This window comes from Pseudomonas sp. BE134 (assembly GCF_031456105.1).
In the GTDB taxonomy this organism is placed as follows: Bacteria; Pseudomonadota; Gammaproteobacteria; order Pseudomonadales; family Pseudomonadaceae; genus Aquipseudomonas.
The window spans coordinates 331377-357834 of sequence record NZ_JAVDUA010000001.1; the positions used below are offsets into that span (position 1 = coordinate 331377).

General features: G+C 55.0%; 19 protein-coding genes and 3 pseudogenes. 14 read left to right on the top strand and 8 right to left on the bottom strand.

What is annotated here, in order from left to right; all coding sequences use genetic code 11:
• Nucleotides 1–23: 23 nt before the first annotated feature.
• Nucleotides 24–1337 (bottom strand): tyrosine-type recombinase/integrase, encoded by a 1314-nt coding sequence (locus J2Y56_RS01405; protein WP_405046834.1) that lies wholly within the window; start codon nt 1335–1337, stop codon nt 24–26.
• A gap of 1539 nt (nt 1338–2876) precedes the next feature.
• Between J2Y56_RS01405 and J2Y56_RS01410 the strand changes: the two genes are divergently transcribed.
• Genes J2Y56_RS01410 through J2Y56_RS01420 form a run of 3 tightly spaced genes read left to right on the top strand, consistent with a single transcriptional unit; the run spans nt 2877 to nt 6737 of the window.
• Nucleotides 2877–4718: a transposase family protein gene (locus tag J2Y56_RS01410; RefSeq protein ID WP_310348128.1), complete on the top strand. Its 1842-nt coding sequence runs from the start codon at nt 2877–2879 to the stop codon at nt 4716–4718.
• 14 nt (nt 4719–4732) lie between these two features.
• The gene (locus J2Y56_RS01415) at nt 4733–5614 is read left to right on the top strand and encodes a TniB family NTP-binding protein (protein WP_310348130.1); all 882 of its coding nucleotides are present in this window, start codon (nt 4733–4735) and stop codon (nt 5612–5614) included.
• Complete coding sequence (locus tag J2Y56_RS01420) at nt 5607–6737, top strand: TniQ family protein (RefSeq protein WP_310348133.1); 1131 nt, start codon at nt 5607–5609, stop codon at nt 6735–6737. The genes J2Y56_RS01415 and J2Y56_RS01420 overlap by 8 nt, the downstream gene beginning before the upstream one ends.
• Here J2Y56_RS01420 and J2Y56_RS01425 read toward each other — a convergent pair.
• Nucleotides 6729–7766 (bottom strand): tyrosine-type recombinase/integrase, encoded by a 1038-nt coding sequence (locus J2Y56_RS01425; protein ID WP_310348135.1) that lies wholly within the window; start codon nt 7764–7766, stop codon nt 6729–6731. The genes J2Y56_RS01420 and J2Y56_RS01425 overlap by 9 nt on opposite strands.
• Nucleotides 7767–8118: 352 nt before the next feature.
• Nucleotides 8119–9239, bottom strand: a pseudogene (locus tag J2Y56_RS01430) (site-specific integrase).
• Here J2Y56_RS01430 and J2Y56_RS01435 point away from each other — a divergent pair.
• Together J2Y56_RS01435 and J2Y56_RS01440 are read left to right on the top strand one after the other, a co-directional pair.
• Nucleotides 9169–10007: pseudogene (locus tag J2Y56_RS01435) on the top strand (DNA-binding protein). The pseudogenes J2Y56_RS01430 and J2Y56_RS01435 overlap by 71 nt on opposite strands.
• A gap of 221 nt (nt 10008–10228) precedes the next feature.
• Nucleotides 10229–10716, top strand: a pseudogene (locus J2Y56_RS01440) (iron-containing alcohol dehydrogenase); the annotation flags it as partial.
• A gap of 174 nt (nt 10717–10890) precedes the next feature.
• Here J2Y56_RS01440 and J2Y56_RS01445 read toward each other — a convergent pair.
• The 5 genes from J2Y56_RS01445 to napE are packed head-to-tail and all read right to left on the bottom strand — an operon-like array spanning nt 10891 to nt 14961.
• Nucleotides 10891–11487, bottom strand: a complete 597-nt coding sequence (locus tag J2Y56_RS01445) for a cytochrome c3 family protein (protein ID WP_310348138.1) — start codon at nt 11485–11487, stop codon at nt 10891–10893.
• Between the two features lie 9 nt (nt 11488–11496).
• Entirely contained in the window at nt 11497–11982 is a 486-nt protein-coding gene (locus tag J2Y56_RS01450; RefSeq protein WP_046027229.1) for a nitrate reductase cytochrome c-type subunit, read from the bottom strand.
• 11 nt (nt 11983–11993) lie between these two features.
• Complete coding sequence (gene napA / locus J2Y56_RS01455; RefSeq protein WP_310348145.1) at nt 11994–14498, bottom strand: nitrate reductase catalytic subunit NapA; 2505 nt, start codon at nt 14496–14498, stop codon at nt 11994–11996.
• Nucleotides 14495–14755: a chaperone NapD gene (locus J2Y56_RS01460; protein ID WP_310348146.1), complete on the bottom strand. Its 261-nt coding sequence runs from the start codon at nt 14753–14755 to the stop codon at nt 14495–14497. The genes napA and J2Y56_RS01460 overlap by 4 nt, the downstream gene beginning before the upstream one ends.
• A 38-nt stretch (nt 14756–14793) precedes the next feature.
• The gene (gene napE, locus J2Y56_RS01465) at nt 14794–14961 is read right to left on the bottom strand and encodes a periplasmic nitrate reductase, NapE protein (RefSeq protein WP_046027232.1); all 168 of its coding nucleotides are present in this window, start codon (nt 14959–14961) and stop codon (nt 14794–14796) included.
• Nucleotides 14962–15280: 319 nt separating this feature from the next.
• Here napE and J2Y56_RS01470 point away from each other — a divergent pair, with 319 nt between their 5' ends.
• From J2Y56_RS01470 to J2Y56_RS01510, 9 genes are all read left to right on the top strand, one after another.
• On the top strand, nt 15281–15724 hold the full coding sequence (locus tag J2Y56_RS01470) for a CopD family copper resistance protein (RefSeq protein ID WP_046027234.1): 444 nt from the start codon (nt 15281–15283) through the stop codon (nt 15722–15724).
• A 116-nt stretch (nt 15725–15840) separates the two neighbouring features.
• Nucleotides 15841–17187: a coproporphyrinogen III oxidase gene (locus J2Y56_RS01475; RefSeq protein WP_310348148.1), complete on the top strand. Its 1347-nt coding sequence runs from the start codon at nt 15841–15843 to the stop codon at nt 17185–17187.
• A gap of 6 nt (nt 17188–17193) precedes the next feature.
• The gene (gene hemN / locus J2Y56_RS01480) at nt 17194–18582 is read left to right on the top strand and encodes an oxygen-independent coproporphyrinogen III oxidase (RefSeq protein WP_310348149.1); all 1389 of its coding nucleotides are present in this window, start codon (nt 17194–17196) and stop codon (nt 18580–18582) included.
• Nucleotides 18583–18743: 161 nt separating this feature from the next.
• The gene (gene nosR / locus J2Y56_RS01485; protein WP_405046835.1) at nt 18744–20861 is read left to right on the top strand and encodes a transcriptional regulator NosR; all 2118 of its coding nucleotides are present in this window, start codon (nt 18744–18746) and stop codon (nt 20859–20861) included.
• Between the two features lie 53 nt (nt 20862–20914).
• Entirely contained in the window at nt 20915–22837 is a 1923-nt protein-coding gene (nosZ, locus tag J2Y56_RS01490; protein WP_405046836.1) for a TAT-dependent nitrous-oxide reductase, read from the top strand.
• 27 nt (nt 22838–22864) lie between these two features.
• Nucleotides 22865–24154 (top strand): nitrous oxide reductase family maturation protein NosD, encoded by a 1290-nt coding sequence (locus tag J2Y56_RS01495; RefSeq protein WP_310348154.1) that lies wholly within the window; start codon nt 22865–22867, stop codon nt 24152–24154.
• The gene (locus tag J2Y56_RS01500; RefSeq protein ID WP_310348155.1) at nt 24151–25074 is read left to right on the top strand and encodes an ABC transporter ATP-binding protein; all 924 of its coding nucleotides are present in this window, start codon (nt 24151–24153) and stop codon (nt 25072–25074) included. Before J2Y56_RS01495 ends, J2Y56_RS01500 begins: the two co-directional genes overlap by 4 nt.
• On the top strand, nt 25071–25901 hold the full coding sequence (locus tag J2Y56_RS01505) for an ABC transporter permease subunit (RefSeq protein ID WP_310348158.1): 831 nt from the start codon (nt 25071–25073) through the stop codon (nt 25899–25901). Before J2Y56_RS01500 ends, J2Y56_RS01505 begins: the two co-directional genes overlap by 4 nt.
• 33 nt (nt 25902–25934) lie before the next feature.
• On the top strand, nt 25935–26438 hold the full coding sequence (locus J2Y56_RS01510; protein ID WP_310348160.1) for a nitrous oxide reductase accessory protein NosL: 504 nt from the start codon (nt 25935–25937) through the stop codon (nt 26436–26438).
• Nucleotides 26439–26458 lie beyond the last annotated feature (20 nt).

Below are 26458 nucleotides of genomic sequence, written 5' to 3' on the forward strand. Positions count from 1 at the left end.
TTTCTACCAGTTGTCTCTGAAAATTATTCGCGATTTTTCAAACCAAGTTTTTTAAGCGAGTACGAGCGCTTATTTTCATAACTGCTGTAGTAGATGTCCTGGGTAGTGGACAAATTGTTGTGGCGTAGATCCATCTGCAAGTCCTTTGAGTCTCGCCAAGGAGCATCAAGTGTCGCAGCTGTATGTCTTAGCCAGTGTGTGGAGGCCACCCGCAGAGATTCGATTTCGCCAGGTTGGCGGTCTTCGTTAACCATTTCATTAACAGCCCGGTCGAATAGCTTTTGGATGATCAAATGAACCATTCGAGTTGATAAACCTGGACGACCATTCAGAGTCGCAATAAGAGGTGTCTGCTCATTAGGTAATGGCAGTTCAGAAAGCCCCATGAACCGTCGGTAGCGCTTTAGATAACGATCAATGTATTCGGGTCTCACAGCTACCTTGGCGGCTTTGTCACCCTTACCAACGAGGTGAAACCACCAGTTGCCTTCGGGATCTGTCTTGAATGAGCCCATTGTGGGCTGCCAATTCACCCGACCACAAACATCTGAAACGCGTAGGTACATCGAAAACAGCGTGGCGGCAATGAACAGGGTGCGTTCGTGTTGTTCAGGAGCCATTGCTGCCATTTTTTCAGCGGTGGTGAGTACGAAGTCCCATTGAAGAGGCGTGAGCGCACGTCCGGTTTGCTCCATTGAGCGCGACGTTTTGAAGCGCGATTTCTGTTTGATCGCCCTGAAGGGATTCGTTGACGTTAGGCCCTCATCGAGACCGTATTCGTACAAGCTGCTGCAAACCGAGAAAACTTGGGAAATGCTCCCTCGTGATGGCTGGTATGGAACGCCAGCAACGGGGCCGTCAAGATCTGCTGCATTACCTATGCGATTCGCTGACTTGACCGTGAATGGGTGCCAGCGTGGATTTGGGCACAGCTCTAAATATTTGTCGGATGCCACGATCAGAAATCTGCTACGTGTCACGGGGCCAAGCCAACCTATGGGTGGGGTCATGCAGAACTCCAAGAAGGCTTCGGCGTCTGCGCGACGCAGCTCCATCAGGGGCTTCTTTCTAATCAACAATGCCCAAAGCAGCAGGCGCTCGGCATGGGTGCGATATGAAATGAATGTCGCCTCGACATTGGAATATGAACGCAGAAAACCACGGACGGCATCGAAACCGTCCGCGGGTTTCAGATGCGCATCAAAATTTGCCAGATAATTCATCACCAGCGGTAGGCACGGGTCGGGTTCATCTCTAGTGTGATTGACGAATTCCTTATAGGTGTTGAACAGCGGATACGGCCCCAACATCTTGTTATGCTCCACGGGATCCTGCATTGCAGATTTCCGATTCTGGGAATTATCGGAAGTAGGGGGCGTATCCTTCCGTTTGTTCGAGGCGAGTGTGTCCGTCTGCTTGGATGAATCACTCATCACCTAGCCCTTACCATTTGATCGATGTCATGTAGGTTATACATAGCAAGCCTGGCTTTGCAAGTACGCCCTTGGAAAGTTTCACTGACGGCCAGGCAACTCACTCCCATTTATTTATATATTGAGAGTTATGGTCGAATCTGGATTAGGAAATTCCGACCGCACGGCTGCACGCCCCAAGCCGTGTGGGCTCAGCACTTTAACCGTCCAGATCTTGAGAGGCGCCACTGTTGCTTTAGATGGCTGGGTTGGTGTTCACGAAAGACGTAATCTAGGAGGTCACTTTTAAAAGATTCGGGCATTTTTAAAAGTGTTTAGCCGTACAACTCCGAAAATACAGAGGCTCCGCAGTTCTTCGCCATATTTAGCGGACTTGATCATTTTAAAAGTTTCGGCCATTTTTAAAAGTTAGTGTTTTGAATATGTAATGGCGCTTGAGGGCGACCAGTTGTCAGCCTATGAAAAAGACTATTGAAATCCTAAAGCATTAGTGATTTATACTGAAGCTTCTTCGAAGCTTCAGTATTTAAGCCACCTTTAGATAGTCTCCTTCCGCGTATATAGCGCCGTTCTGAACACTTGAATCTCTCCTGAGCTGACATATTGGTCACGCGCTCCAACATCTATCCACGCTACGCACGCCGACGGAGTTAGTCCGCAACCAGGCTGAGTCTTCACACCGAGGGCGAGGTTCACATCACCTCGGCATGGCTCCGGAGTTTTCTCCTTGATATTCGACCTTTGTAGATCATCGTGCACCGGCGGATGAGACTGAAACGATCTGAGGGCGAGCGATTGAGCCTATGCGGCATGTCACGTGTTTCGAGCGCGTCTCAGCTCTCAGCAAATCGCAAACCGTCGCATTCATTGGGCTACAGACGTGGTCACTTTTAAAGGGTTCAGCCATTTTTAAAAGAGGTCTCGCATCCTGGCTCTTTGTTGCACTGAACGAACCAGGTCGAAATGGACGCTTACCAGGACGCATGGAAGCCTTTTTGCTCGGCATGCGGCGTCTTGATCCCACAAAAAATGACCAAACTATGCGTTATGGCCGATGTCGCCAGAATTAAAAAACACTGAAATGGAGATCTCCGAGGGGGTTGATTGCTCGCGAAGGCGCGGATTGCGAGGCTTTCGGGGTGGAAACGCTAGGCGCCATCTTAGGCGCCATCTTTAAGGGAGGGCCACATCAGTGCGCGTTTTCCCGAGCATTCGGTGTTGGTTGAAATGCTGACACGCGGATAAGGGCTCAGGAAGGAATTGAAGAATTGAACGCTGCAAATGTCGGAATTCAAAAAAAACGATAAATCCTAACCTAATGTTTGTTATGGGTTTTTTGTGCAACCCGATTGCGCTGTGATTGTTTTTTTTCGGATTTATTGAAATTTACGCAAAATAAGCTTCAATTATTGCTTTATAGAGCAACGATTTGAGGCTTGCGCTATGAAAGGCATGCATAAAGGTCAGCTTGTTTTATGGCAGGGCCGCGCATATTCCTATGAAGCTTCACTTTCTTTGGAACGTGTCCATCTACTCGATAAAGAAACCCAACAATACATCGATGCTCCTATTGGAGAGCTTTCGCTTTTACCAAAAGAAAAGGAGGCTCGAAAACCAGGTGGATACTCGCGAGGAATGGAAGACATTCCAGATAGGGAGTGGGCGTTAGCTGAGCGAAAATTCCAAGAAATTCAATCTTATTTTTCAAGCAACAGAGAAAATAGCGACTTTACGGCGCTATGTAAAAAGCTAGGTATAAGCACTCCCAGATGTTATGTGCTATTAGGGCAGTATGATGAAAGCGAGGGCCCTAGTAGTTTAATACGGTCCAAAAGAGGAAGGAAACCAGGGTCAAGCGCCCTATCTCCTGAGGTGGATTCAATAATAGAAGTAGCAATAAAAGAAACGTGGATCGGCCCAGGAACTAGAGTGACAGCGGTAAAATCTAAAGTTGATGAAATGTGTCGTGCCGCAAACTGCAGCCCTCCAGGATATCGAGCCGTCAATGCCCGAGTGGGAAAAAAGAATCGGTCGGAAATGATGGGTTTACAACAAGGCAAGAAAAAAGCGAATGATGTCTATCAAGCCCGACCTAATCATAACGAGGCTAAAACCATTCTTGAAAAATGGCAAATGGATCATTGTGTCATTGATTGCATTATAGTTGATGAGAAAGATCGCAAACCATTATGCCGACCATGGGCGACGCTAATTATAGACGTTTACAGTCGAGTTGTTATCGGGTTTTATTTGTCAATACACGCGCCCAGCTCTTACAGCGTTGCGATGGCAGTAACGCACGCTACCTTGCCAAAAAACAGGTGGCTGGAAGCAGTTGGTGATACGGACATTTCTTATCCCTATTATGGTAAGGGAGAGAACATATCTATGGACAATGCAAAAGAGTTCAAAGCACGAGGCTTTCGCATTGCTGCGAAAAAGCACCAGATAAAACTCCATTGGCGACCTTATGGCAAACCTTGGTGGGGGGGGCACATTGAGCGTTTAAACGGAACGTTAGCAATGGGGCACATTCATTATTTGCCGGGTACCACACTTTCCAATGTAGTATTAAAAGGTGATTATGACAGTGAGAAAAATGCTTGCTTGACATTTTCTGAGTTTCGACTTTGGTTTGCAAGAGAGATACAAATTTACCATCATACTGTACATAGGATTTTGGGGGTGACGCCCCATGAAAAGTGGATGGAGGCCTCAATGCAGGGCGGATCACTAAACCATCCAGAATTGGTAGTCAATCCTTTCGAGTTTACTCTGGATTTTTTGCCGGAGCATTCCAGAGTAATAAGTCGGCAGGGAATAGAGTTAAATAGAATTCAGTATTGGTCTGGGGCGTTGTACGGTCACGTGAAAGTTCACTGCACAGTTAAATATAACCCACTGTCGCTAAAGCAGGTATGGGTAAATCCAACCGGAGAAGGTTATATAGAGGTTCCGTATTATGATATACGAAGGCCAGATGTATCACTAGAAGAGTTAAAGCTTGCGAAGCAGCAATTGGCACGCGAGCGTCATATTAGGGAAGGTAGCTATGCCCGAAAAGTAAGTGTTGATGAAATATTTGAATTAATCAAAAAAAACAGAGAGCTAGTAGAGCGCTCACGTTCAACCACAAAAAAACTGAAGAAGATAAAGGAGAATTCGTCCCAGAGTATTTTTTTCGATGATACGACTCGCCATTTACAAGCGGAGGATCTCAAGCTTGATTCAGATGATCTAGAAGACGACGATGACCCACCTGGGTTGTACAAAGTTGATTTTTAGGTGAGGATGGTTAGATGGACATGCAAGAAGAATTTTCTCATGTGCTTGAAGCCAGGCGAGCGTTAGTTTCAGAAAGCGTTATTAAACGATATCAAGCCATCTATGAAGATGTTTGGGTGAATTACCCAGCGGCAGCATACATATTGGCCGTTATCGATCAGTTTTTGCAGATACCAATAGGTATTCAAGCACCTTGTATTCTCGTCCATTCAAGCCCCGGGATGGGTAAAACAGCGTTATTTGAAAAAATAGACAAAACATATGGAATAGCTTCTGGGGCAAAGTCATGTGTGGTTTCACTGAGTCTTCAAGACAAGGAAACTGACAATCATCGAAAGTTTGTGGAGTCCACAGTTGCGGCTTTAACTTCAATTGGCAATCTGCGACTGGATAGTAACGAAGATGTGCTCTTGCAGGCTATCCGTATGAATAGAATTCGGGCGCTGGTAATTGATGAGTTAAACGACATGTTACTTTGCAGGCCTGCGGATATAAGAAAAAACCTAAAATGGTTAAAGCAGCTTTCCGCGTGGCCATATGGATTGGTTCTTATATGTATCGGTACCGGCGATTGCAAAAACGTGGTTCAGTCAGACCCACAGATCCAAAGGAGGTTCGATAACTTCGAGTTAAAAAAATGGGTCGATAAAGCGGAGCTTCGCTCGTTCCTTAACTCATTTCAAGGTACGCTTCCACTTAGGTTTAAATCTGAATTGCATACATTGCCTGTTGCAACCTATTTAATAAATGAAACGGGTGGGGTTTTAGATAGTATTGTCAAGCGTGTGAGGCGCGCGGCAATTTGGGCGATAAAGGAGGGGCATGAAAAAGTCGATCTAGAGATGTTAAAACTGGCAAAAAACATTCCGATTCTAGATGGGCTGCATTGTGAGTGAATTTCACGCTGACGAATCCGTTTCATCGTGGATTTGTCGTCAGATTTTTTACGCCAAAATACCAAGCAGTCATGCTAACTCGGTAGGCCTCCGGCATTTTATTCAAAGCAAACAGCATTATAGCGACCTGGATTATTTCTATTCGTTGCAAGATATAGTGACCCTACAGGGATACTTGCCAATTCCAGTGCCGGACCTGATTTCGCAAAGCGCTGCAGAGTGTTGGTGGACGTTACCCACTCATCGCAACCGTATTCATTTTTGTACACAGTGCGCGATTGAAGATCTAGCCTTTACTCGAGTCCCTGTTTGGAGGCGCAATTGGTTGCATTGGTGGTATCTCCTTTGTGATAAACATTACTGCGTCATGCGACCGCTCACCGGGCAATACTGCGTACTTAACGTTGTTGATCGCTCCATTGCAGCAATGAAAATGGTAATTGATGGTCAAAGTAAATCGCATTCAGGCAATGATTTTTTTGGAAATCTGCAGCTGCTTTCCAATTTTGAGTTGCTCAGCGGTCGTGGTCCGAATAAGTATGCTGAAATGCAACTCGCACTGACTGTATTGAGTAAAATGGCGTCGCCCGTTCAGGCTGAGATAGCAAACTATTACTCTATCCATGGATTAGAAAATCCCCCGGAGCGAGTCACTATGATTTTAGATTTACTAAGCCTGTTATTGAGGCGTCACGTCAAAGGCGTTGACCCTCCAGCTTATGCATATCAGTTATTTAATGTGTTTTTTTGGCGCCCTGAATACCAGTATAATCAAGGGTCACGTGAGGACGTGGCTTCTCTCATTGATCGTGTCAGCGAGGGAGTGGATCCGCTTATTCGCTTAGTCGCCATGGCCATCGCTTCTTATCTGTTGGATTATCCTAATTCCGATTTTTTATGGGGAGTAATTGCTGATAGTGGCGCTAGATTGGGTGCGCTTGTTCCCGACTCCAGGGGTTGGTTATATGCGGTTATCTGTGGTCCGACCGATATTCCCGTGAAAAGCTGGTACATTGACCGCGTCGCCACATATTCAACTATAGGTCGAGATCAATGCTTGAAATTTACAACGGCGCCACTGTGCTTTCAACGAATTACTAAGCGAGTTTCAGATTTATTCTAATGCATCAATATCGTATGTTAAAAAAGCTTGTAAGTTTGGTGTGCTTTTGACAAGGGCGTCGTGGTGCTGACTGAGTTGAGCCCAACCTACATATTCCAATATTGATCTAATATCCCAACCCATTTCCACCGCCCAGGATGCGAAACCACGGCGTAGACTATGCCCCGTAAAATCCACGTTTAAGCCCACTTCCTCTATCCAACTTCTCACCATGGGTGTAATTGAACGTGAGTTAAGGCTGGCAGAATCAATAGTTCCCCAGCGATCGATTCCCCTAAAAATCGGACCATGACTAATCCCTCCAATGCTCAGCCAGTCTTCCAGCGCTTTTACTGGGCAGTAATGTTTCAAAAATGGCGTAAAAAAATCTCTTAAACTTTGCGAGGATGGGTCATGGGCCAAGATGGTCATGCCTTGATTAGGTATGATATTTAGTTGCTCAACGACAAGCCCAGATAGTTGATGGTTAAGAAATCCGCGCCAAAACCCAAAAAGTATCAGGGATTTATCACGATAGCAACGCAGTAGCTTGCTGTCTTGCGATGGCGAACGAGCAGTGTCGTTTTTTAGCTGGGAGATAACGCTTTCAAGATGGTCTATTATTATCTGCAATTCTTCAAATTTTAATGGCGATGTAGTTTTCTTTTTCTTTTCGCTAATTATTGCCAGGTCTCTAATAAGGTTTCTAATTTCCGTGTTACGGGTTGGGTCGTCTAAGCCCATCTTGCGATGCCACGCAGAAATGGCACTAAGTCTTATTCTTAGTGTTGATGCGGATGTCGTTTCCGCACAGATTGTTAAATAGTGCGCCAGCTGTTCAATTATGGCGGGCAGATGACAATATCCTATATTTCGATAGTGATCGATGGCTGCACGGTATGCCAATTCGGTATTCCTAGAATGCTGCAATACCGGAAGATTTTTTATTTTTTTACCGACCTGAAACTCCCAGTTTAGCTCCTTGATTTTTTCAAGGCGGGCCTGGGTTTCTATTCTAAATTTCTCGTCATCATCTAGGGGGTGGTCCATTTACAACTCCTTTATTTAAAAGGTTCTGTATGGCGCTAGATATGTTATTTGCTTTTTGTTGGTATGGGCTCTACAGTGTGCATGCACAAAATAATGTAGTAATTCTAGTGCTATTCAATTCCATGTCAAGAAATTTACGTTGCGTCTTTGTAAATGGTTATCTTTGGCAGTTTATATGCTGCATTACGGTTTCAACTAAACTATTGCGCATAGTTGCTCAGCTTGTTTAATGTTTTTAGTTATTATTCGTCTGGTGCTTATAATTATGCGGGTGAATAAGCGATGTTTAGCTCATCAGTGATGGGTTGGCGTGGGTGGGAAAGAGGTGCATTTTAGTGGATAGTCATACCAGTCACTTCTTTGCCTCCTCAGTTGGTGTTTGTACATCTTTCGCCGGCTCATCGCTCAGCAAATTAGTGGCATGACTGTTTAGCAACGAACCTGCCTGGAAGTACCCCATTACCGTACCGACGCTGCGGTGTTCGGTCATGGCCATGACCTCGCCCAGAGGCACGCCTTGACGCCCGGCCTCGGTGACAAAGCCAGAGCGTAAACTGTGCGCGGCCCAATCGCCCTCGAGGCCCGCCAACTTGGCACGGCGTTGAACGATGCGTGCCACCTGATCTGCCGACAAGCCTGCAGTCCCGACCTTGCCACCTTTATACAGCCGGCGAAACAACGGGCCGTCCTGCGCCGGCGCAGCCTTGAGCCAGGCCGTCAGCGCCTGTGCTGCGGGGCCGCGCAATGGCTTCTCGCGACGTACGCCGCCGGTGTCGGTCTTGGTGGCGCCTAGGGCGTATAGCCAAGTATCGGTATCCAGTTGGCGTACATCGCCAACCTGCAGGCTCACGACCTCCGAACGTCGGCGACCGCCGCCACTCCAGGCCAGGAGGAGCAGGGCGCGATCGCGCACTCCGCGCACGCCATCCGTACAGGTGGCGAGCAGCGCCTGCAACGGCTCGAGCACAACCGCAGTCTTCTTGCGCACCGACACGCCCTGGCGCGACTGAGCCTTGCGCGCCTCGCGCAGCAGGGTCTTCAACGCTGGCGCTTCGCATGGACTGTCCCACTCATTGAGTCGATGCCATTTGCCGAGCACCGCCAGGCGGTGACTGACCGTGTTGTAGGCCAATGGTCCCAGTTTGCTCTTGACCCGAGCGGCAACCAGCGCCGCGTCAATGCTGGGCGGCAACAGGTGAGCCCAGCCGTCTTGTTCCAGGGGCCGCGACAGATGATCGAGGACGAATTGAATCGCCACCGCCGGCAGCAGCGGGCATCCCCGAGCGCCTGGTCATAACGCAGTTGCAGCCAGGCCGACCAATAGGTCAGGGCGCTACGGTAGCTGGGCACCGTATTGGCCGCGGTGCCGGCCGCGATAAATGCGGCCGCCGCTTCCTGGGCGTTGAGCGCGAGGACATGCGGGTCGAGGGACGCGGTGTTGGCGCGTGGCGAACGGCCGACGGTAGAGCGCATACGTCTGGAGTTGGGCCGCGGCAGCCCGGCGCGGGTCGGCGGGCTGCTCGATCAATGGTGGGCGCGCCTCGCAGAACGGCTGAGCTAGCAGAGTCGTCTGCCAGCAATTCCTAGCGAGGTGTCGCAGGCTTTTGTCGCCGTGTGGCAACAGGCGATTCAACTGGCGCAGGGCGTCGCCGAACAGGCGCTAGTGGAGCAACGTCAGGTGCTGATCGCAGAACACGAACGGGTGGCGGCGGTTGAGGACTAGGCGCGTCAGGACTCGGCGCAATTTCTCCAGCAGGCGGCGGATGCCTTGGCTGGGCGCCAGTCAGTGGAGATGCGCCTGGACGATTTGGAACTGCTGCCGTCCCCGCGCCAGTTGCAGATCGAGGATCTGCAACAGCTGCGCGAGAGCTTGTTGCGAGAGCGCCGTGAAGTTCAGCAGCACAACCAGACATTACAGCAGGATCTGCAGGCGCTGCGGCTCAAGACCGAGCAGGAGAGCTACGTGCGTGGAGTGAGGATCGCGCGCACCGCGGGGTAGACCGCGCCCGGGAGGAGGGCAAGGCTTCGGTGACTCACCTTAAGGAGGTCGGGCGACACGTGGAGCAGTTACAACGGCGGCTGGAGTCGATACAGACCGAACTCAGTTAATCTCGGCAATCGGCAGCAGCACAGCACGCCCGTGCCTAAACGCTGCAGCAGCAACTGACGCAGGTGCGTCAGGCTCCCGGTGCCAAACGTAAGCCGAGCACCAGAAAAACCAAGCCGAAGAGCGATCCCTGACAGATGATGGTGCCACTGCGATCAATATCGCGTGATGAGAACTACCTTATACAGAGCAAAGGCAGTCCAGCGCTTCTCCCGTCCAGGCTCCAAGACGTCCACGGACGCAAATTTGCAGAGCGCTCCTGGTCATAGGCAGCTTTGATTACTGCCAGTCGCGAAGAACTCTAATCGACAACCCAAAGCGGACCTTGTTGCTCTTGTGAAGGGTGCGACCGATTATTGCCCTGTGCGCCGCCAACGGCGGGCACATCAGTGATTACGAAGGCGTGGATCAATCCGCCAAGCCACAGATGCCGTTGATCGCGATCAATACCACCGCTGGCACAGCGAGTGAAATGACCCGTTTCTGCATCACTACCGACGAAGTCCGGCACGCGAAAATGGCCATCGTCGACCGTAACGTCACCCATTATTGTCGGCCAACGATCCTTCGCTGATGGCAGGCATGTCCAAAGGACTCACCGCTGCCACCGGCATGGAGGCGCTGACCCTCGCTATCGAAGCCTATGTGTCGACTGCGGCAACGCCGAGCACCGATGCCTGTGCACTCAAGGTCGTGGAATTGAGCTCGGCCAACCCGCGCATTGCCGTTGCCCTGGGTGACGACATGCCAGCCCGGGAAAATATGGCCTGCGCGCAATTTCTTGCCGGCATGGCTTTCAACACTGCTTCGCTGGGCTATGTCCACGCCATGGCGCACCAACTGTAGGGATTTTTTGCATTCTCGGTAAGCTGAGATTTGTGTGGCTGAACGATTTAGTCAATCTATTGCATCGACTGGTTGAGCCCACAACCGATTGAGGTGATTCGCATACGAACGTTATCCATCCAGTTGCGAGCAGGACTTTAGGGAAGTTCCACGCTGCTCACCAGAAAATATTTACCAGCCTTTTACTCCACTCATATCCGGCAGCCTGTGAGCGATGCCCTTATGGCAGTCGATGCAGGTGGCCTTACCACTGGCCAATGACGTCGAGTGCATGGTCGCGGCCCGCTTTCCTTGGCGAGTGAAGTCCATGAATTCAAAGTTATGGCAGTTGCGGCATTCGCGAGAGTCGTTGGCCTTGAGCCTGGCCCACTCATGTTCGGCCAGTTCGCGGCGCAAGGTGAGGAACTTGTCGCGGGTATCGATGGTGCCGAAGATCTTGCCCCAGACTTCCTTCGACGCTTGCATCTTGCGCGCGATCTTGTGTGTCCATTCGTGGGGGACGTGGCAGTCCGGGCAACTGGCGCGCACACCGGAGCGGTTGGTGTAGTGAATCGTATCCTTCAACTCGACGAATACGTTGTCACGCATTTCATGGCAGGAAATGCAGAACTTCTCGGTATTGCTCAGCTCGAGCACAGTGTTGAAGCCACCCCAGAAAATGATCCCGGCAATAAAGCCCCCCAACGTCAGGAAACCGAGGCTGTAGTAGAGGCTCGGACGACGCAGGATGCCCCAGTAATCCTTGAGCAGGGCGAACAGTGCTTTCATGTTGCCTCCTCAGGGTTTCTGTTCGGCGTTGGCGTCGTCTTGCAGTATTTTGTCGATCGTCTCGAAGCTGTTTCCCACCAACGGCAGCACGTCTGCTTGCGGCACATGGCATTGGTTACAGAAGTACCGACGCGGTGATACCGCTGCCAGTGCCTGGCCGTCGCGGTCCATGTAGTGGGTGATGCTGATCATCGTCGCCTGGGTCCGCGCGCTATTGGCCCTGCTGTGACAGGACAGGCACTTGTTGCCGTTCTTGTCGATCTGATAGCCGCGGATAGTGTGGGGGATGGTCGGCGGCTGATCCGGGTAGTTGCGTTCGCGCTTGAGGTCCTTGTTTTCTTCGTCGGCGATGGGCGGGGCCGGCATGCTCTGGGTCAAGGTACCGCCGGGTCGGCGCCCGTCCGGCCCTGGCGCATCGAGCGGGTAACCGACTTCGGCAGCGATCACCACGCCCATCGCAGCGAGCAGGAGCAACGGCAGGATTCGAAAAGGCATGACAGTTCTCCTCAGGCCACGCTGACCAACTCGATTCGTATCGCGCATTTTTTGTAATCGGTCTGCTTGGAGATCGGATCGGTGGCATCCAGCGTGACTTTGTTGATCAGCTTGTTGGCATCGAAAAATGGTACGAACACCAAGCCTTGAGGCGGTTTATTACGCCCGCGGGTTTCGATGCGCGCGCGGATTTCCCCGCGCCGACTGATCAGCTTCACCTCGCTGCCGCGCCGCGCCTTCAAAGCCTTGGCATCTTCGGGGTGCATGTAGACCAGCGCGTCCGGCACCGCTTTGTACAGTTCCTCGACGCGCTGGGTCATGGTGCCGGTGTGCCAATGTTCGAGTACGCGTCCGGTGCTCAGCCAGAACGGGAAATCGGCGTCCGGTGCTTCGGCCGGCGGCTCGTAGGGGAGGGCGAAGATGATCGCCTTCTTGTCCGGGTAGCCGTAAAACTGCACTTCGCTGCCTTTCTCTACGTACGGGTCCAGCCCCTCGCGGTAACGCCAGCGGGTTTCCTTGCCGTCGACCACCGGCCAGCGCAGACCCCGTTCGCTGTGGTAGCGGTCGAACGTGGCAAGATCGTGACCGTGGCCGCGACCGAACTGGGCGTATTCCTCAAACAAACCTTTTTGCAGATAGAAACCAAAGGCTTTGGCTTCATCGTTTTTGTATCCGGCTTCCAGTTGTTCGATCGGGAACTGATCAACCTGGCCGTTCTTGAACAGCACGTCGAACAGGGTCTTGCCCCTGTACTCAGGAGACTTGGCCAGTAATTCCGCGGGCCAGGTTTCATCGGTGGTGAAGCGCTTGGAAAACTCCAACAACTGCCACAGGTCTGACTTGGCATCCCCTGGCGCGCTCACTAACTGGTGCCAGAATTGCGTACGCCGCTCGGCGTTTCCGAAGGCACCTTCCTTTTCCACCCACATGGCGCTGGGCAGGATCAGGTCGGCGGCTTGAGCGGAAACCGTAGGGTAGACATCCGAAACGATCACGAAATTTTCCGGGTTGCGCCAACCCGGCAGAACCTCCTGCATGATGTTCGGCCCCGCGTGCATATTATTGCTGGCCTGGGTCCAGTAGACGTTGAGTACGCCATCCTTGAGCATGCGGCTCTGTTCAACCGCGTGAAACCCAGGCTTCTCCTGAATGGTGCCGGCGGGCAGATTCCAGATTTTTTCGGCGATGGCGCGGTGTTTGGGGTTGGTCACGACCAAGTCGGCGGGCAAGCGGTGGGAAAACGTCCCGACCTCACGTGCCGTTCCGCAGGCCGATGGCTGGCCGGTCAACGAGAACGGGCTGTTGCCCGGCTCGCTGATTTTGCCGGTGAGCAGATGGATGTTGTAGATCAGGTTGTTGGCCCAGACGCCACGGGTGTGCTGGTTGAAACCCATGGTCCAGAACGACACGATTTTGCGTTTGGGGTCGGCATACAACTCGGCCAGGTTCTTGAGTCGCTGAGCCGGAACACCGGTCTCTTTGGCGGTTTTTTCCAAGGTGTAGGGTTTGACGAATGCTGCGTATTGTTCGAACGAGATGTCCGTCCAGGTGTTGGCTTTTGCGACATTTTTCGCCTTCATTTCCCGCGGGTCATCCGGGCGCAGGCCGTAGCCGATGTCGTCGGCGCCCAGGGCAAACCGGGTGTGCTTACTGATGAAGTCCTGGTTCACCGCGCCGCTTTCAATGATGTGGTTGGCGATGTAGTTAAGGATCATCAGATCGGTTTGCGGCTTGAACACCATGGGAATGTCGGCCAGTTCGAAACTGCGGTGTTCGAAGGTCGACAGCACGGCGACTTTTACGTGAGGCTGGCTCAAGCGCCGATCGGTGACCCGGCTCCAGAGCACCGGGTGCATCTCGGCCATGTTCGAGCCCCAAAGCACGAAGGCGTCGGTGGCTTCGATGTCGTCGTAGCAACCCATCGGCTCATCCATGCCAAAGGTGCGCATAAAACCCATCACCGCCGAGGCCATGCAATGCCGCGCGTTGGGGTCGATGTTATTGCAGCGAAAGCCGCCCTTCATCAGCTTGTTGGCGGCATAACCTTCCCACACGGTCCATTGCCCGGAACCGAACATGCCGACCGACTCGGGGCCTTTGGCCTTCAGGGCTTCCTTGAATTTTGATTCCATGATGTCGAAGGCTTTCTCCCAACTGATCGGCTGGAATTCGCCCTGCTTGTCGTATTGGCCGTTCTTCATGCGCAGCAGCGGTTGGGTCAGGCGGTCGACGCCGTACATGATCTTTGACAGAAAATAACCCTTCACGCAGTTCAGGCCACGGTTGACCTCGGCCTTGACGTCGCCATGGGTGGCGACCACCCGGTTATCCCGGGTCGCGACCATCACGCTGCAACCGGTGCCACAGAAACGGCAGGGCGCCTTGTTCCAGTCCAAGGTGACCATGTCTGCTTCGGTAATCAGGTTACTGGAGGAGGTCACAATCGGCAGACCGGCAGCAGCGGCAGCGATGGCGGCCGCCTGGGCCTTGACGAATGCTCGGCGGGACATGCTCATTCGATATCTCCTTCGGGCTCGAGGAGTTCGTGATAAATCAACGCGGCGTTGAGTACGCCCGGCAAGTTGTTGATCTGTTCAATGCGTTGAAGGATTTGGCTTTCGTGTACGGCTTCAAGTACCACCACCAGTTTTCCCGCAGCACTTTCCTGATGCAGTTCCACACTGCCCAAAAGACGCAAGTTTGCTTTAACCGCGTCGAATAATTCAGGTCGGGCAAGTACCACAAGGCTGGCAATATGCAGGGCGTCGTCCATGTGCAAGCTCCAACAGGCTTTTAAGAAAAGGCTATTAGTCAGTTGGGTGGTCCCGGTGGGCCGTACAACATTTGGAAAAACCAGACGATGAAGCCGTAGCCGCCGACGATAGCGACCGATAGCAACGGAAAGAGGCAGACGACAAGAAAGAGAAACAGCCGGGTTTCCTTGCTGCGTTCAGGTTTGCGTTCTTCAGCCCATGACATTGGGGAATCTCCAGCCGAACCTTCGTTTATACTAGGTCACGATGTTTAGGCAGGCCGCCTATCAGGTATTTCTCTCGACCAACGGTAAAAACGATCGCTCCTGCGCGCTCGATAATAGTCCTGTCATGCTGAGTGATCGTCCCCCCTGGCTTGCCTCGCATGTTCTTCTGAACTGGATGATGCCGCCCGGTGAGTATGGGTTTTGTGGCTTTCTTGATCGATGTCAACCGTATGGATCGGACGGCTCTGTAGTCTCCAGAGACCGACATCCCGTGCGCTTGTGCCATAACGGGTTGCCTTGACTCAAGGCGAAACCACCATGATCTATCCGCTGATTCTGACCTTGCACCTGTTTGCCGCGCTGATCTTCATCGGCACGGTGTTCTTCGAAGTCCTGTTCCTGGAAAGCATCCGCAAACAGTTACCCGCCAGGGTGATGCTGCTGGTGGAACAGGGCATCGGTCGCCGGGCTCGCTCGCTGATGCCGTGGGTGCTGCTGGTGTTGTTCGGTGCGGGGCTGGGCATGGTCTGGTTACGCTACTTGCCAGCCCTGGCCTCACCACTGACCTCATCGTTCGGCACACTGCTGGCGTTGAAAATCGCGGTGGCCGTGAGCGTGCTGCTGCATTTCCTCGGCGCCATGTTTTTGTTTAAAAGCGGGCGGATGAGCCCACGATACCTGCACTTCATCCATGGCAGCCTGTTCTGCCACATGGTCGTTATCGTGCTGCTGGCCAAGGGAATGTTTTACCTGACGTGGTAATCGGGGCTGACCGGTGGTCCGTTGTGCAGACACTTTGCTTGCGCTTGACGCAAATCAAGGAGCATTGATGGTTAAACCCGGAGACTGAAAGTCCGCAGCCAGTCTCGGAGACCGTCATGCTCGATTTATTTCACAGCCCAGGCGAGATCGCTCGGTGCGATCAAGGAGTGCTTGACCCTAACTGTCATGCCGACACGCAAAAATTTCATGACGGTATTGGCTCTCTGGACCTGCTTCGTGCACTGCGCGTCAGCCGCCAGAAGTGCCGTCCGCTGTCCCTGAACGTGCAACTGCCTTCCAGTCTCAAGCCGTCTTCATGTTCCCCGCGTGATATCGCTGGTGAGCACAACGGTATTGAGCAATATCTTCAGCATCTGGAACGTGAAATCGACCTCGTCGGTTGTCACCTCGGCGCGGAGCAACGGGTCGAGCAGTTTCATCTGGGGGGTGGAACACCCACGCCTGCCCATCTGCAACGGTTGATGAGTCGTCTGCGTGGCCGGTTCAATTTTCTCGAACACGAAGGCGGCGACTATAGCGTCGCGGTAAACCTTTACCACACCGACTGGTCGACCATGGGATTGCTGCGTGACCAGGGATTCAATCATGTGAGCATCGGCGTGCCGGATATCGACGCCGACTGTGACAGATCGGTGGCCTGCTACCAGAACCCAGCGCCGATCCAGTCGCTCATGGATGCCGCGCGCACCTTTGGTTTTCGATCCATCAACGTCGATCTGGGCTTCGGCCATGCCTGGCAGACGCCTGACAGTTTTGCGCTGAAGCTGGCGAGCATTATCGAGCTGGAGCCGGACCGGCTGATGGTGTTCGATTATGCCCGGCCACCACGGCGCTATCGTCCGGTGCTCGGTGACAAAGTCAGAGAGCTGTGCAGCAAGGACGATAAAGGCGCGATGCGCCAGATCTGTTTCGAACAATTGCTTTGCGCGGGTTATCACTACATCGGTCTGGGGCAGTTTGTCCGGCCCGATGATGATTTGGCGGTCGCCCAAGAGCGAGGCCGGTTGCGCCGTACCTGTGAGGGTTTCTCCCGTCACGGCTATTGCGATCATGTTGGATTCGGCTTGGGCGCCATCAGTCAGATCGACGATTTGTACACGCAAAACACCGACGAGATTGAACGCTATCAACAGCAGCTGGACATGCGGCAACTGCCGACGTGTCGAGGCTGGCGCTTCGAGGCGGGGGATCAGATCAGGCACATGGTCATGGAGCGTCTGGCCTGTGATCAGGAACTGGATATCCGCGCCATCGAGCGGCGCTATGGACTGGTTTTTTCCAAGTACTTCTCCGCCGTCTGGCCGTTGCTGGAGCAATTGAGTCGGGATGGGTTGATTGAATTGTCAGACCGTTTCATCAGTATCCTTCCCGCCGGTCGGCCGGAAGTGGATGCCATCTGCAACCTGTTTGAAAAGGATTTGGGCGGGCCCATTGCGAGTTGATCGATCATGAACACGACATTTGATTTCAATCGCGCCCTGGTCGAAAAGTACGACCGCCCGGGGCCGCGCTATACCTCTTACCCTACGGCGCCGCAGTTTCATCAGGCGTTTGCCGTTGACGACTATCAGCGTGCCGCCCGCGACAGCAATCAGGTGGAAGCGCCGAAATCGTTGTCGGTGTATATCCACATCCCGTTCTGCAAAAGCCTTTGTTACTACTGCGCCTGCAACAAAATCATTACCCAGAAAACCCATCGCGCCGTCGAGTACCTGAAGTACCTCAAACGCGAAATCGCGATGCAGGCGGCCTTGTTCGACAACACCCGCAAACTCACCCAGTTGCACCTGGGGGGTGGCACGCCGACCTATTTGACCAGCGAGCAGCTGGCGGACCTGATGGACTGCCTGCACCAGGCGTTCAACCTGGATGACAGCGATGACCATGAGTTCTCCATTGAGGTCGACCCGCGCACCATCAGCACCGAGCAGATTCAGTCGCTGCGCCAGTTGGGCTTCAATCGCCTGAGCTTCGGCGTGCAGGATTTCGACCCCGACGTGCAGGCTGCGGTCAATCGCCAGCAAAGTGAAGAGCAGATTTATGCGCTGGTCGCTGCGGCGCGTGAGGCGCATTTCAAGTCGATCAGCGTCGACCTTATCTACGGTCTACCCCTGCAAACCGTGCAGAGTTTCGACGTCACCCTCAGCAAGATCATCGCGCTGCGTCCGGACCGGATTGCCGCCTACAGTTACGCGCATTTGCCCGAGCTGGTCCGCGCGCAACGGCTGATTCGACCCGCCGATATGCCGCCACCGGAGCGCAAGCTGGAACTGCTCGAGCTGACCATCCGCCGTCTGACTGAGGCCGGTTATGTCTATATCGGCATGGATCATTTCGCCTTGCCGGAGGACGAACTGGCGCTGGCCCGGGCCAATGGCACCCTGCAGCGTAACTTTCAGGGCTATTCCACCCATGCCGACTGCGATTTGATCGGCCTTGGGGTGTCGTCGATCGGTAAGGTCGGTGACAGCTACAGCCAAAGCGTCAAGGAGCTTTCGCAGTACTACGCCCGTATCGATCAAGGGTTGTTGCCGGTGCATCGCGGTTACCGCTTGAACGCCGACGACCTGCTGCGCCGCGAGGTGATCAGCGACCTGATGTGCCATGGCCGCATCGGGTTCGACAAATATGAAGCGCGCCATGGCATTCGCTTCGCCGAGTACTTTGCCGAAGCGCTGGCACAGCTGGGCGAGCATGTGCGCGATGGGCTGCTGCAGATTCACCGCGACGAATTGGTGCTGTTGCCACAAGGGCATTTGATGATGCGCAGTGCCGCGATGGCGTTTGACGCCTATCTGGGTGGTGAGCAAAAAGGCCAGTTTTCACGCACGGTTTGAGGCAGCGTGTGCTCAATGGACTCAAGTTGATCTCAATCAAGGGCAGGGGGCGCAACGCTCCCTAACATGACCGAAAGCCCTTTCGAATCAGCGAGCCCATGATAATCCATCAGCCTTCGATACACGGCAACCTGCGCGCCTGGGGCGTCGGGCTGGTGGTCATGCTGACGCTGATGCTCACCACCTTCGAGGCGGTGCAAGCCAAGCAATACGGTGACATCGAGCAGCAGCGCATCGAAAAAACCTTCCCTCAGACCGATTCCGTTTCCGCTCCCGAAGGCAAGTTCAAGGTGCGCACGCTGTCCGCCGCCGGAAAGGCCATCGGTTATGTGTTCCAGAGCCTGGACGTGGTGGATATTCCGGCCTACTCGGGCAAACCGATCAACACCCAAGTGATTCTCGACACGACCGGCATGATTCAGGATGCCTATGTGCTGGAGCACCACGAGCCGATTCTGTTGATTGGCATTCCTGAGGCAAAACTTCACGGCTTCAGCGCCAAATACAAAGGCGTCAAGGTCAGCCAGCGGGTTGTCGTCGGCCATTCCAGTGATCCGAATGCGGTCACCGTCGATGCCATCGCCGGTGCCACGGTCACGGCCATGGTGGTCAACGAGGTCATCATGCGCGCTGCCCATGAGGTGGCCGTATCGCTCAAGCTGATTGAGGAAACGGCCGGTGTGGCACGCAAGCCCGCCACCGTGCGCCAGGACTTTTTCGAGCCCGCCACCTGGGAACAACTGACCGGTAACGGCGCCATCCGCCGCTTGAACCTGACCCGTGGCCAGGTCGATGCCGCCTTCAAGGGCACCGACGCCGAAGGTGTCGACAACGCCAGCGCCGATCAAGTTGATGAGACCTTTATCGAGCTGTTCACCGCCGACCTGAATCCGCCGACCATCGGCCGCGCGCTGCTGGGCGACAATCAATATCGCTTCCTCATGCAAGACCTCAAACCCGGCGAGCAGGCCATCGCGGTGCTGGGTCGTGGGCTGTTTTCCTATAAGGGCTCAGGGTATGTGCGCGGCGGGATTTTCGATCGGGTGCAATTGCGTCAGTTCGGCAACGTCATCAGTTTTCGCGACATGGACCATCAGCGGCTCTCCGACGTGTTCGCCAAGGGCATGCCCGAGTTCACTGAGATGTCGATTTTCATTGTGCGCGAACCGGCCAAGTTTGATCCGGGATCGCCCTGGTCCCTGGAATTGCTGGTGCGTCGTCAGACCGGGCCGCTCAGTGGCACGTTCAGCAGCTTCGAACTGGCCTATCAATTGCCCGAGCCGTACCTTGAACGGCCACTGCCCAGCGCCGAAGAATTGGCCGCCCTCGAGGAAGCCAGTCGGCCAATGTGGTTGAACATCTGGTACCAAAAATCCTTCCAGATCGCCGTGCTCGGCACCGCGTTGCTGCTGCTGACCGCGATCCTGTTCTTGCAGGACACCTTCACCCGCCGGCCACATTTTCTGCACTGGCTGCGCCGTGGTTACCTGGTCTTTACCGTGGTGTTTATCGGCTGGTACGCGCTGGGGCAGTTGTCAGTTGTCAATGTTCTGACCTTCGCCCATGCGCTGTTCGATCATTTTCGCTGGGAGCTGTTTCTCACCGATCCGCTGATCTTCATGCTCTGGGTCTTCGCCGCTGCGAGCATTCTGCTGTGGGGCCGTGGTGTGTTCTGCGGCTGGCTGTGTCCGTTTGGCGCCCTGCAAGAGTTGATCAACGAAGCCGCGCGCAAGCTCAAAATCCCTCAATACGAACTGCCATTTGCGGTCCATGAGCGCTTGTGGGCGATCAAATACATCATTTTGCTGCTGCTGTTCGGCATCTCCCTGGAATCGATGTCCACCGCCGAACTGTTCGCCGAGGTGGAGCCGTTCAAGACCGCCATCACCCTCAGGTTCGACCGCCAGTGGTGGTTCGTGCTCTACGCGGTGGCGCTGCTGGTCATCAACATTTTCACGCGCAAAGTTTATTGCCGTTACATCTGCCCGCTGGGCGCGGCGCTGGCGATTCCGAGCAAATTTCGCCTGTTCGACTGGCTCAAACGCCGCAAGGACTGCGGCACGCCGTGCCAACTGTGCGCCAAGGAATGCGAGATCCAGGCGATTCATCCCGACGGCCGGATCAATGCCAACGAGTGTCACTACTGCCTCGATTGCCAGATGACTTACCAGAACGACAACAAATGCCCGCCGCTGATCAACAAGCGCAAGAAGCGCGGCAAAGCGGCACCCGTTGCTGTGCAACTGATCCCTGTCGTGGAAGTGACCGCTCTGGAATGAACCCCGCGAGCGCCTGTCCGCAGTGACCGTTTTTATCCCTTCAAGGAATACACCTGATGAACGACACAGAATCCAAAAAAGTAGCTGAAGTGCCGGAATCGACCGGCCTCAGTCGTCGCGGTTTCCTGGGCACCAGCGCGGTGACCGGCGCGGTACTGGCTGGCGCCACGGCCCTTGGTGGCGCAGTGTTCACCCGTGAAACCTGGGCGGCTGCGGCCAAGGACGCGCAATCGAAAACCCACGTCGGGCCGGGCGAGCTGGACGAATACTATGGTTTCTGGAGCGGCGGCCATCAGGGCGAAGTGCGGATCATGGGCATTCCGTCGATGCGCGAGTTGTTGCGTGTTCCGGTGTTCAACGTCGACTCCGCCACTGGCTGGGGCCTGACCAACGAAAGCAAACGGATCATGGGCGACAGCGCGCATTTCCAGAATGGCGACTGCCACCACCCGCATTTGTCGATGACCGACGGCAAGTACGACGGCAAATACCTGTTCATCAACGACAAGGCCAACAGCCGCGTTGCGCGTATCCGTCTGGACATCATGAAGTGCGACAAGATGCTCACCGTGCCCAATGTGCAGGCTGTGCACGGGCTGCGCCTGCAAAAAATGCCGCACACCAAGTACGTATTCGCCAACGCCGAATTCGTCATTCCCCACCCCAATGACGGCAGCACCTTCGACCTGCAGGACAAGAACAGCTACACCATGTTCAACGCCATCGATGCCGAGAAAATGGAGATGGCCTTCCAGGTCATCGTCGACGGCAACCTGGACAACACCGACGCCGACTACACCGGCAAGTATGCCGCTTCGACCTGCTACAACTCGGAGAAGGCCTACGATCTGGGCGGCATGATGCGCAATGAGCGCGATTGGGTAGTGGTGTTCAATATCCAGCGCATCGAAGCGGCGATCAAGGCCGGCAAGTTCATCACCCTGGATGGCTCGAAAGTGCCGGTGGTCGACGGTCGAAAAACCGAGGGCAAGGACAGCACATTCACCCGTTACATCCCGGTGCCGAAGAACCCCCACGGGATCAATATGACGCCCGATGGCAAGTACTTCATTGCCGCCGGCAAACTCTCGCCCACTTGCACGATCATCGCCACCGCGAAGCTGGATGATCTGTTCGACGACAAACTCAAGGACCCGCGTGACGCGGTGGTCGGAGAGCCGGAACTGGGTCTGGGCCCGCTGCACACCACTTACGACGGCCGCGGCAATGCCTACACCACGCTGTTTATCGACAGCCAGGTGGTGAAGTGGAATGTTGAAGAAGCCGTTCGCGCCTACACCGGCGAGAAGGTCAACTACATCAAGCAGAAGCTCGACGTGCAGTACCAGCCGGGCCACAACCATGCGTCGCTGACTGAAACCAGCGAAGCCGACGGCAAATGGCTGATGGTTCTGAGCAAATTCTCCAAAGACCGCTTCCTGCCGACCGGCCCGTTGCACCCGGAAAACGATCAGTTGATCGACATCTCCGGCGAGGAAATGAAACTGGTGCACGACGGCCCGGCCTTCGCCGAACCCCACGATTGCATCATGGCCCGGCGCGACCAGATCAAGACCAAGAAAATCTGGGACCGCAACGACCCGTTTTTCGCCGAAACCGTGGCGATCGCCGCCAAGGACGGGATCAAGCTGGAGACCGACAACAAGGTCATCCGGGACGGTAACAAAGTCCGCGTCTACATGACCTCGATGGCCCCGGCCTACGGTCTGCCGGAGTTCACCGTCAAGCAGGGCAACGAGGTCACGGTGACCATCACCAACATCGACCAGATTGAAGACGTGACCCACGGTTTCGTGATGACCAACCATGGCGTCAGCATGGAGATCAGCCCGCAGCAGACCTCATCGATCACCTTCATCGCCGACAAGGCCGGCCTGCATTGGTACTACTGCAGCTGGTTCTGCCATGCGCTGCACATGGAAATGGTCGGCCGCATGAAGGTCGAGAAGGCCTGACCGTTGCCCATCGACAGGAGCGAAGCAATGACTGATAGCAAGGGAAACCCGGTGAAGGTCATTGCGCTTGCGCTCCTGTTGATGTCCGGCAGCGCGCTGGCGGTGCAACCCATCACCACGTTGCCGTTGACGGTGGATGCCGATCAACGCTGGCACCTGCCGGCCGGGGAATACCGAGGCTCGTACAGCGTCGATCAACCGATGCAGATTGTCTGCGAGCCGGGTGCGGTATTTCAGGGAGAAGGGCAGGGCAACGGCTTGATCATCAGTGCGCCGGATGTCGGCATCGAGGGTTGCACCTTTCTGGACTGGGGGCACGACCTCACCGCAATGAACGCGGGACTGTTCATCCAGCCAAAGGCCAATGGCGCGGTGATCAAAGGCAATCGCCTGCAGGGTAAGGGCTTCGGTATCTGGGTCGACGGTACGCAGGATGTGAGCCTGATCGACAACCGCATTCAGGGTGACCCGACGATGCGCTCGCAAGATCGCGGCAACGGCATTCACCTGTATGCCGTGCATGGCGCCAAGGTCATTGGCAATCAAGTGCGCGACACCCGCGATGGCATTTACATCGACACCTCCAACGGCAACCTGCTGCAAGGCAATACCCTGGAAGACCTGCGCTACGGCGTGCATTACATGTTCGCCAACGATAACCAGCTGATCGGCAACACCACCCGCCGCACCCGTACCGGCTACGCCTTGATGCAAAGCCGCAAGCTCACGGTGATCGGCAATCGCTCCGAACAGGATCAGAACTACGGGATCCTGATGAACTACATCACCTATTCAACCTTGCGTGACAACTTCGTCACTGACGTGCGCGACGGCTCGACCGGCGACAGCATGATCAGCGGTGCCGAGGGCAAGGCGCTGTTCATCTACAACTCGCTGTTCAACAGCATCGAACACAATCATTTCGAGCACAGCGCCGTGGGCATTCACCTCACCGCCGGCTCGGAGGACAACCGGATCGCCGACAACGCTTTTGTCGGCAACCAACGGCAGGTCAAGTACGTCGCCACCCGCTTGCAGGAATGGTCGGCGGATGGCCGGGGCAATTACTGGAGCGATTACCTGGGCTGGGACCGCAACAACGATGGCCTCGGCGATATCGCCTACGAACCCAATGACAACGTCGACCGTCTGCTGTGGCTGTACCCGCAGGTGCGCCTGTTGATGAACAGCCCCGGCATCGAGTTGCTGCGCTGGGTGCAACGGGCCTTTCCGGTGATGAAATCGCCGGGGGTGCTGGACAGTCATCCGCTGATGAAGTCATCCACTCAAACCCAGACCCAGGAGCCCACCTCATGAACGTCATCGACCTACAAGGCGTGAGCCAGCGCTATGGGCATGCCACCGTGTTGCATCAGCTCAACCTCAGCCTGGCTGAAGGTGAAGTGCTGGGCTTGTTCGGGCACAACGGCGCGGGCAAGACCACCAGCATGAAACTGGTGCTTGGCCTGCTCCAGCCCAGCGAAGGGCAGGTCAGGGTGTTCGGCCGTTTGCCCAGTGATCCCCACGTACGGCGCCTGCTCGGTTATCTGCCGGAGAACGTGACGTTTTACCCGCAGCTGAGCGGTCGTGAGACTTTGCGCCATTTCGCGCGACTCAAAGGTGCCGCGTTCGCCCAGGTGGACGCACTGCTAGAGGAAGTCGGCCTGGCCGGTGCGGCGCATCGGCGGGTCAAGACCTACTCCAAAGGCATGCGTCAACGCCTGGGGCTGGCGCAAGCGCTGCTCGGCGAGCCGCGTTTGTTGCTGCTCGACGAACCGACGGTCGGCCTCGATCCGATCGCGACCCAGGACCTTTATCGCTTACTCGATCGCCTGCGCAGCCAGGGCACCAGCATCATTCTCTGTTCTCACGTGTTGCCGGGCGTCGAGGCGCACATCAACCGCGCCGCGATTCTGACCCAGGGCCGCCTGCTGGCCCTCGGCAGTCTGCGCAGTTTGCGTGAGGGAGCCGGATTGCCGACGCTGATTCGCGCCAACGGCCTCAAGCACGCCGGGCCCTTGCAGCAACGCTGGAACAACGCCGGGCACGTCACCGAGCGCTGGGGCGTCGAAGGGCTTGAAGTGGCCGCGCTCAATGGCAGCAAGGTGGGGCTGTTGCGCCAACTGTTCAATGAAGACGAACCGGCCGACGTGGAAATCCATCAGCCGTCGCTGGAAGATATTTACCGCTACTACATGAGCCGGGCCGGTGCGGCGCCGATCGGGGAGGCCGTATGAACGCTGTCTGGAACATGGCTCGCAAGGAATTCAGTGATGGTTTGCGCAATCGCTGGTTGTTGGCGATCAGTGTGTTGTTCGCGGTGCTGGCCATTGGCATCGCGTGGCTGGGCGCCGCGGCTTCCGGGCAATTGGGTTTCACCTCGGTTCCGGCCACTATCGCCAGCCTCGCCAGTCTGGCAACGTTTTTGATGCCGTTGATTGCGTTGCTGTTGGCCTATGACGCCATCGTCGGCGAGGACGAAAGCGGCACGTTGCTGCTGTTGCTGACGTACCCGTTGGGTCGCGGGCAGATTTTGCTGGGCAAGTTTGTCGGCCACGGGTTGATCCTGGCGCTGGCGACACTGATCGGTTTCGGCTGCGCCATGCTGGCCATCGCGGTGCTGGTGGACGATGTCGAACTGAGCCTGCTGCTCTGGGCTTTTGGCCGGTTCATGGCGTCGTCGACGTTGCTGGGTTGGGGCTTTCTGGGACTGGCCTATGTGCTGAGCAGTGTGTCGGCCGAGAAATCCACGGCGGCCGGGCTGGCGTTGGGTGTCTGGTTCTTCTTTGTGCTGGTGTTCGACCTGGCACTGCTGGCGCTGTTGGTGCTCAGCGAAGGGCAGTTCAACCCCAAAGTGCTGCCCTGGTTGCTGCTGCTCAATCCCGCTGACATCTACCGCTTGATCAACCTCTCCGGTTTTGAGCCCGGCGCCAGCACCGCGGGTGTGCTGACCCTGGGCAGCGATTTGCCGATGCCGGGCTCGATGCTCTGGCTGTGTTTGTTGCTGTGGGTGGCGGTGCCATTGGGCTCGGCCTGGCTGTTGTTTCGTCGCCGGGCGACATGAATTTCCACTTTTATAGTTTTGGAGCAGTTGACGATGAGTACGTTTTATCTGACGACGATGCGCGCGGTGGCGGGCCTGATGATGTGCCTGTTACTGACGGCCTGTGACAATCCGGCGCAAGCCACCTACAGCAGCGCCGCTGCAGCCTTTCATCCCAGTGATGAATGCCATGTCTGCGGGATGATCATCAACGGATTCCCAGGGCCCAAGGGCGAAGTGGTCGAGCGGGCGGGGGTGAAGAAGTTCTGCTCAACGGCGGAAATGATCGGTTGGTGGTTGCAGCCGGAAAATCATCATGGCGATGCGAAACTGTATGTCCACGACATGGGCCGCAGCCCTTGGAATGCGCCGGATGACGCCCACCTGATCGATGCCAAAGACGCGTTCTACGTGGTCGGCACCCAACTCAAGGGTGCCATGGGCGTGGTGCTGGCATCTTTTTCCAGTCGCGAGGCGGCTGAAAAGCTTGTCGCTGAACAGGGCGGTCGCTTGCTGCGGTTCAGCGAGATCACTCCGGCGCTGCTGCAGCAACACTAACGACGTCGAAAAAATCTGAT

Bases quoted from the DNA above. Each gene is read 5' to 3' on its own strand.
- napA (WP_310348145.1), bottom strand. From the start codon at position 14,498: ATGAGCATGTCCCGCCGAGCATTCGTCAAGGCCCAGGCGGCCGCCATC.
- J2Y56_RS01405 (WP_405046834.1), bottom strand. From the start codon at position 1,337: ATGCAGGATCCCGTGGAGCATAACAAGATGTTGGGGCCGTATCCGCTG.
- J2Y56_RS01510 (WP_310348160.1), top strand. From the start codon at position 25,935: ATGAGTACGTTTTATCTGACGACGATGCGCGCGGTGGCGGGCCTGATG.
- J2Y56_RS01410 (WP_310348128.1), top strand. From the start codon at position 2,877: ATGAAAGGCATGCATAAAGGTCAGCTTGTTTTATGGCAGGGCCGCGCA.
- J2Y56_RS01505 (WP_310348158.1), top strand. From the start codon at position 25,071: ATGAACGCTGTCTGGAACATGGCTCGCAAGGAATTCAGTGATGGTTTG.
- J2Y56_RS01450 (WP_046027229.1), bottom strand. From the start codon at position 11,982: ATGCCTTTTCGAATCCTGCCGTTGCTCCTGCTCGCTGCGATGGGCGTG.
- J2Y56_RS01445 (WP_310348138.1), bottom strand. From the start codon at position 11,487: ATGAAAGCACTGTTCGCCCTGCTCAAGGATTACTGGGGCATCCTGCGT.
- hemN (WP_310348149.1), top strand. From the start codon at position 17,194: ATGAACACGACATTTGATTTCAATCGCGCCCTGGTCGAAAAGTACGAC.
- napE (WP_046027232.1), bottom strand. From the start codon at position 14,961: ATGTCATGGGCTGAAGAACGCAAACCTGAACGCAGCAAGGAAACCCGG.
- nosR (WP_405046835.1), top strand. From the start codon at position 18,744: ATGCTGACGCTGATGCTCACCACCTTCGAGGCGGTGCAAGCCAAGCAA.
- J2Y56_RS01415 (WP_310348130.1), top strand. From the start codon at position 4,733: ATGGACATGCAAGAAGAATTTTCTCATGTGCTTGAAGCCAGGCGAGCG.
- J2Y56_RS01470 (WP_046027234.1), top strand. From the start codon at position 15,281: ATGATCTATCCGCTGATTCTGACCTTGCACCTGTTTGCCGCGCTGATC.
- J2Y56_RS01475 (WP_310348148.1), top strand. From the start codon at position 15,841: ATGCTCGATTTATTTCACAGCCCAGGCGAGATCGCTCGGTGCGATCAA.
- J2Y56_RS01500 (WP_310348155.1), top strand. From the start codon at position 24,151: ATGAACGTCATCGACCTACAAGGCGTGAGCCAGCGCTATGGGCATGCC.
- J2Y56_RS01425 (WP_310348135.1), bottom strand. From the start codon at position 7,766: ATGGACCACCCCCTAGATGATGACGAGAAATTTAGAATAGAAACCCAG.
- J2Y56_RS01460 (WP_310348146.1), bottom strand. From the start codon at position 14,755: ATGGACGACGCCCTGCATATTGCCAGCCTTGTGGTACTTGCCCGACCT.
- J2Y56_RS01495 (WP_310348154.1), top strand. From the start codon at position 22,865: ATGACTGATAGCAAGGGAAACCCGGTGAAGGTCATTGCGCTTGCGCTC.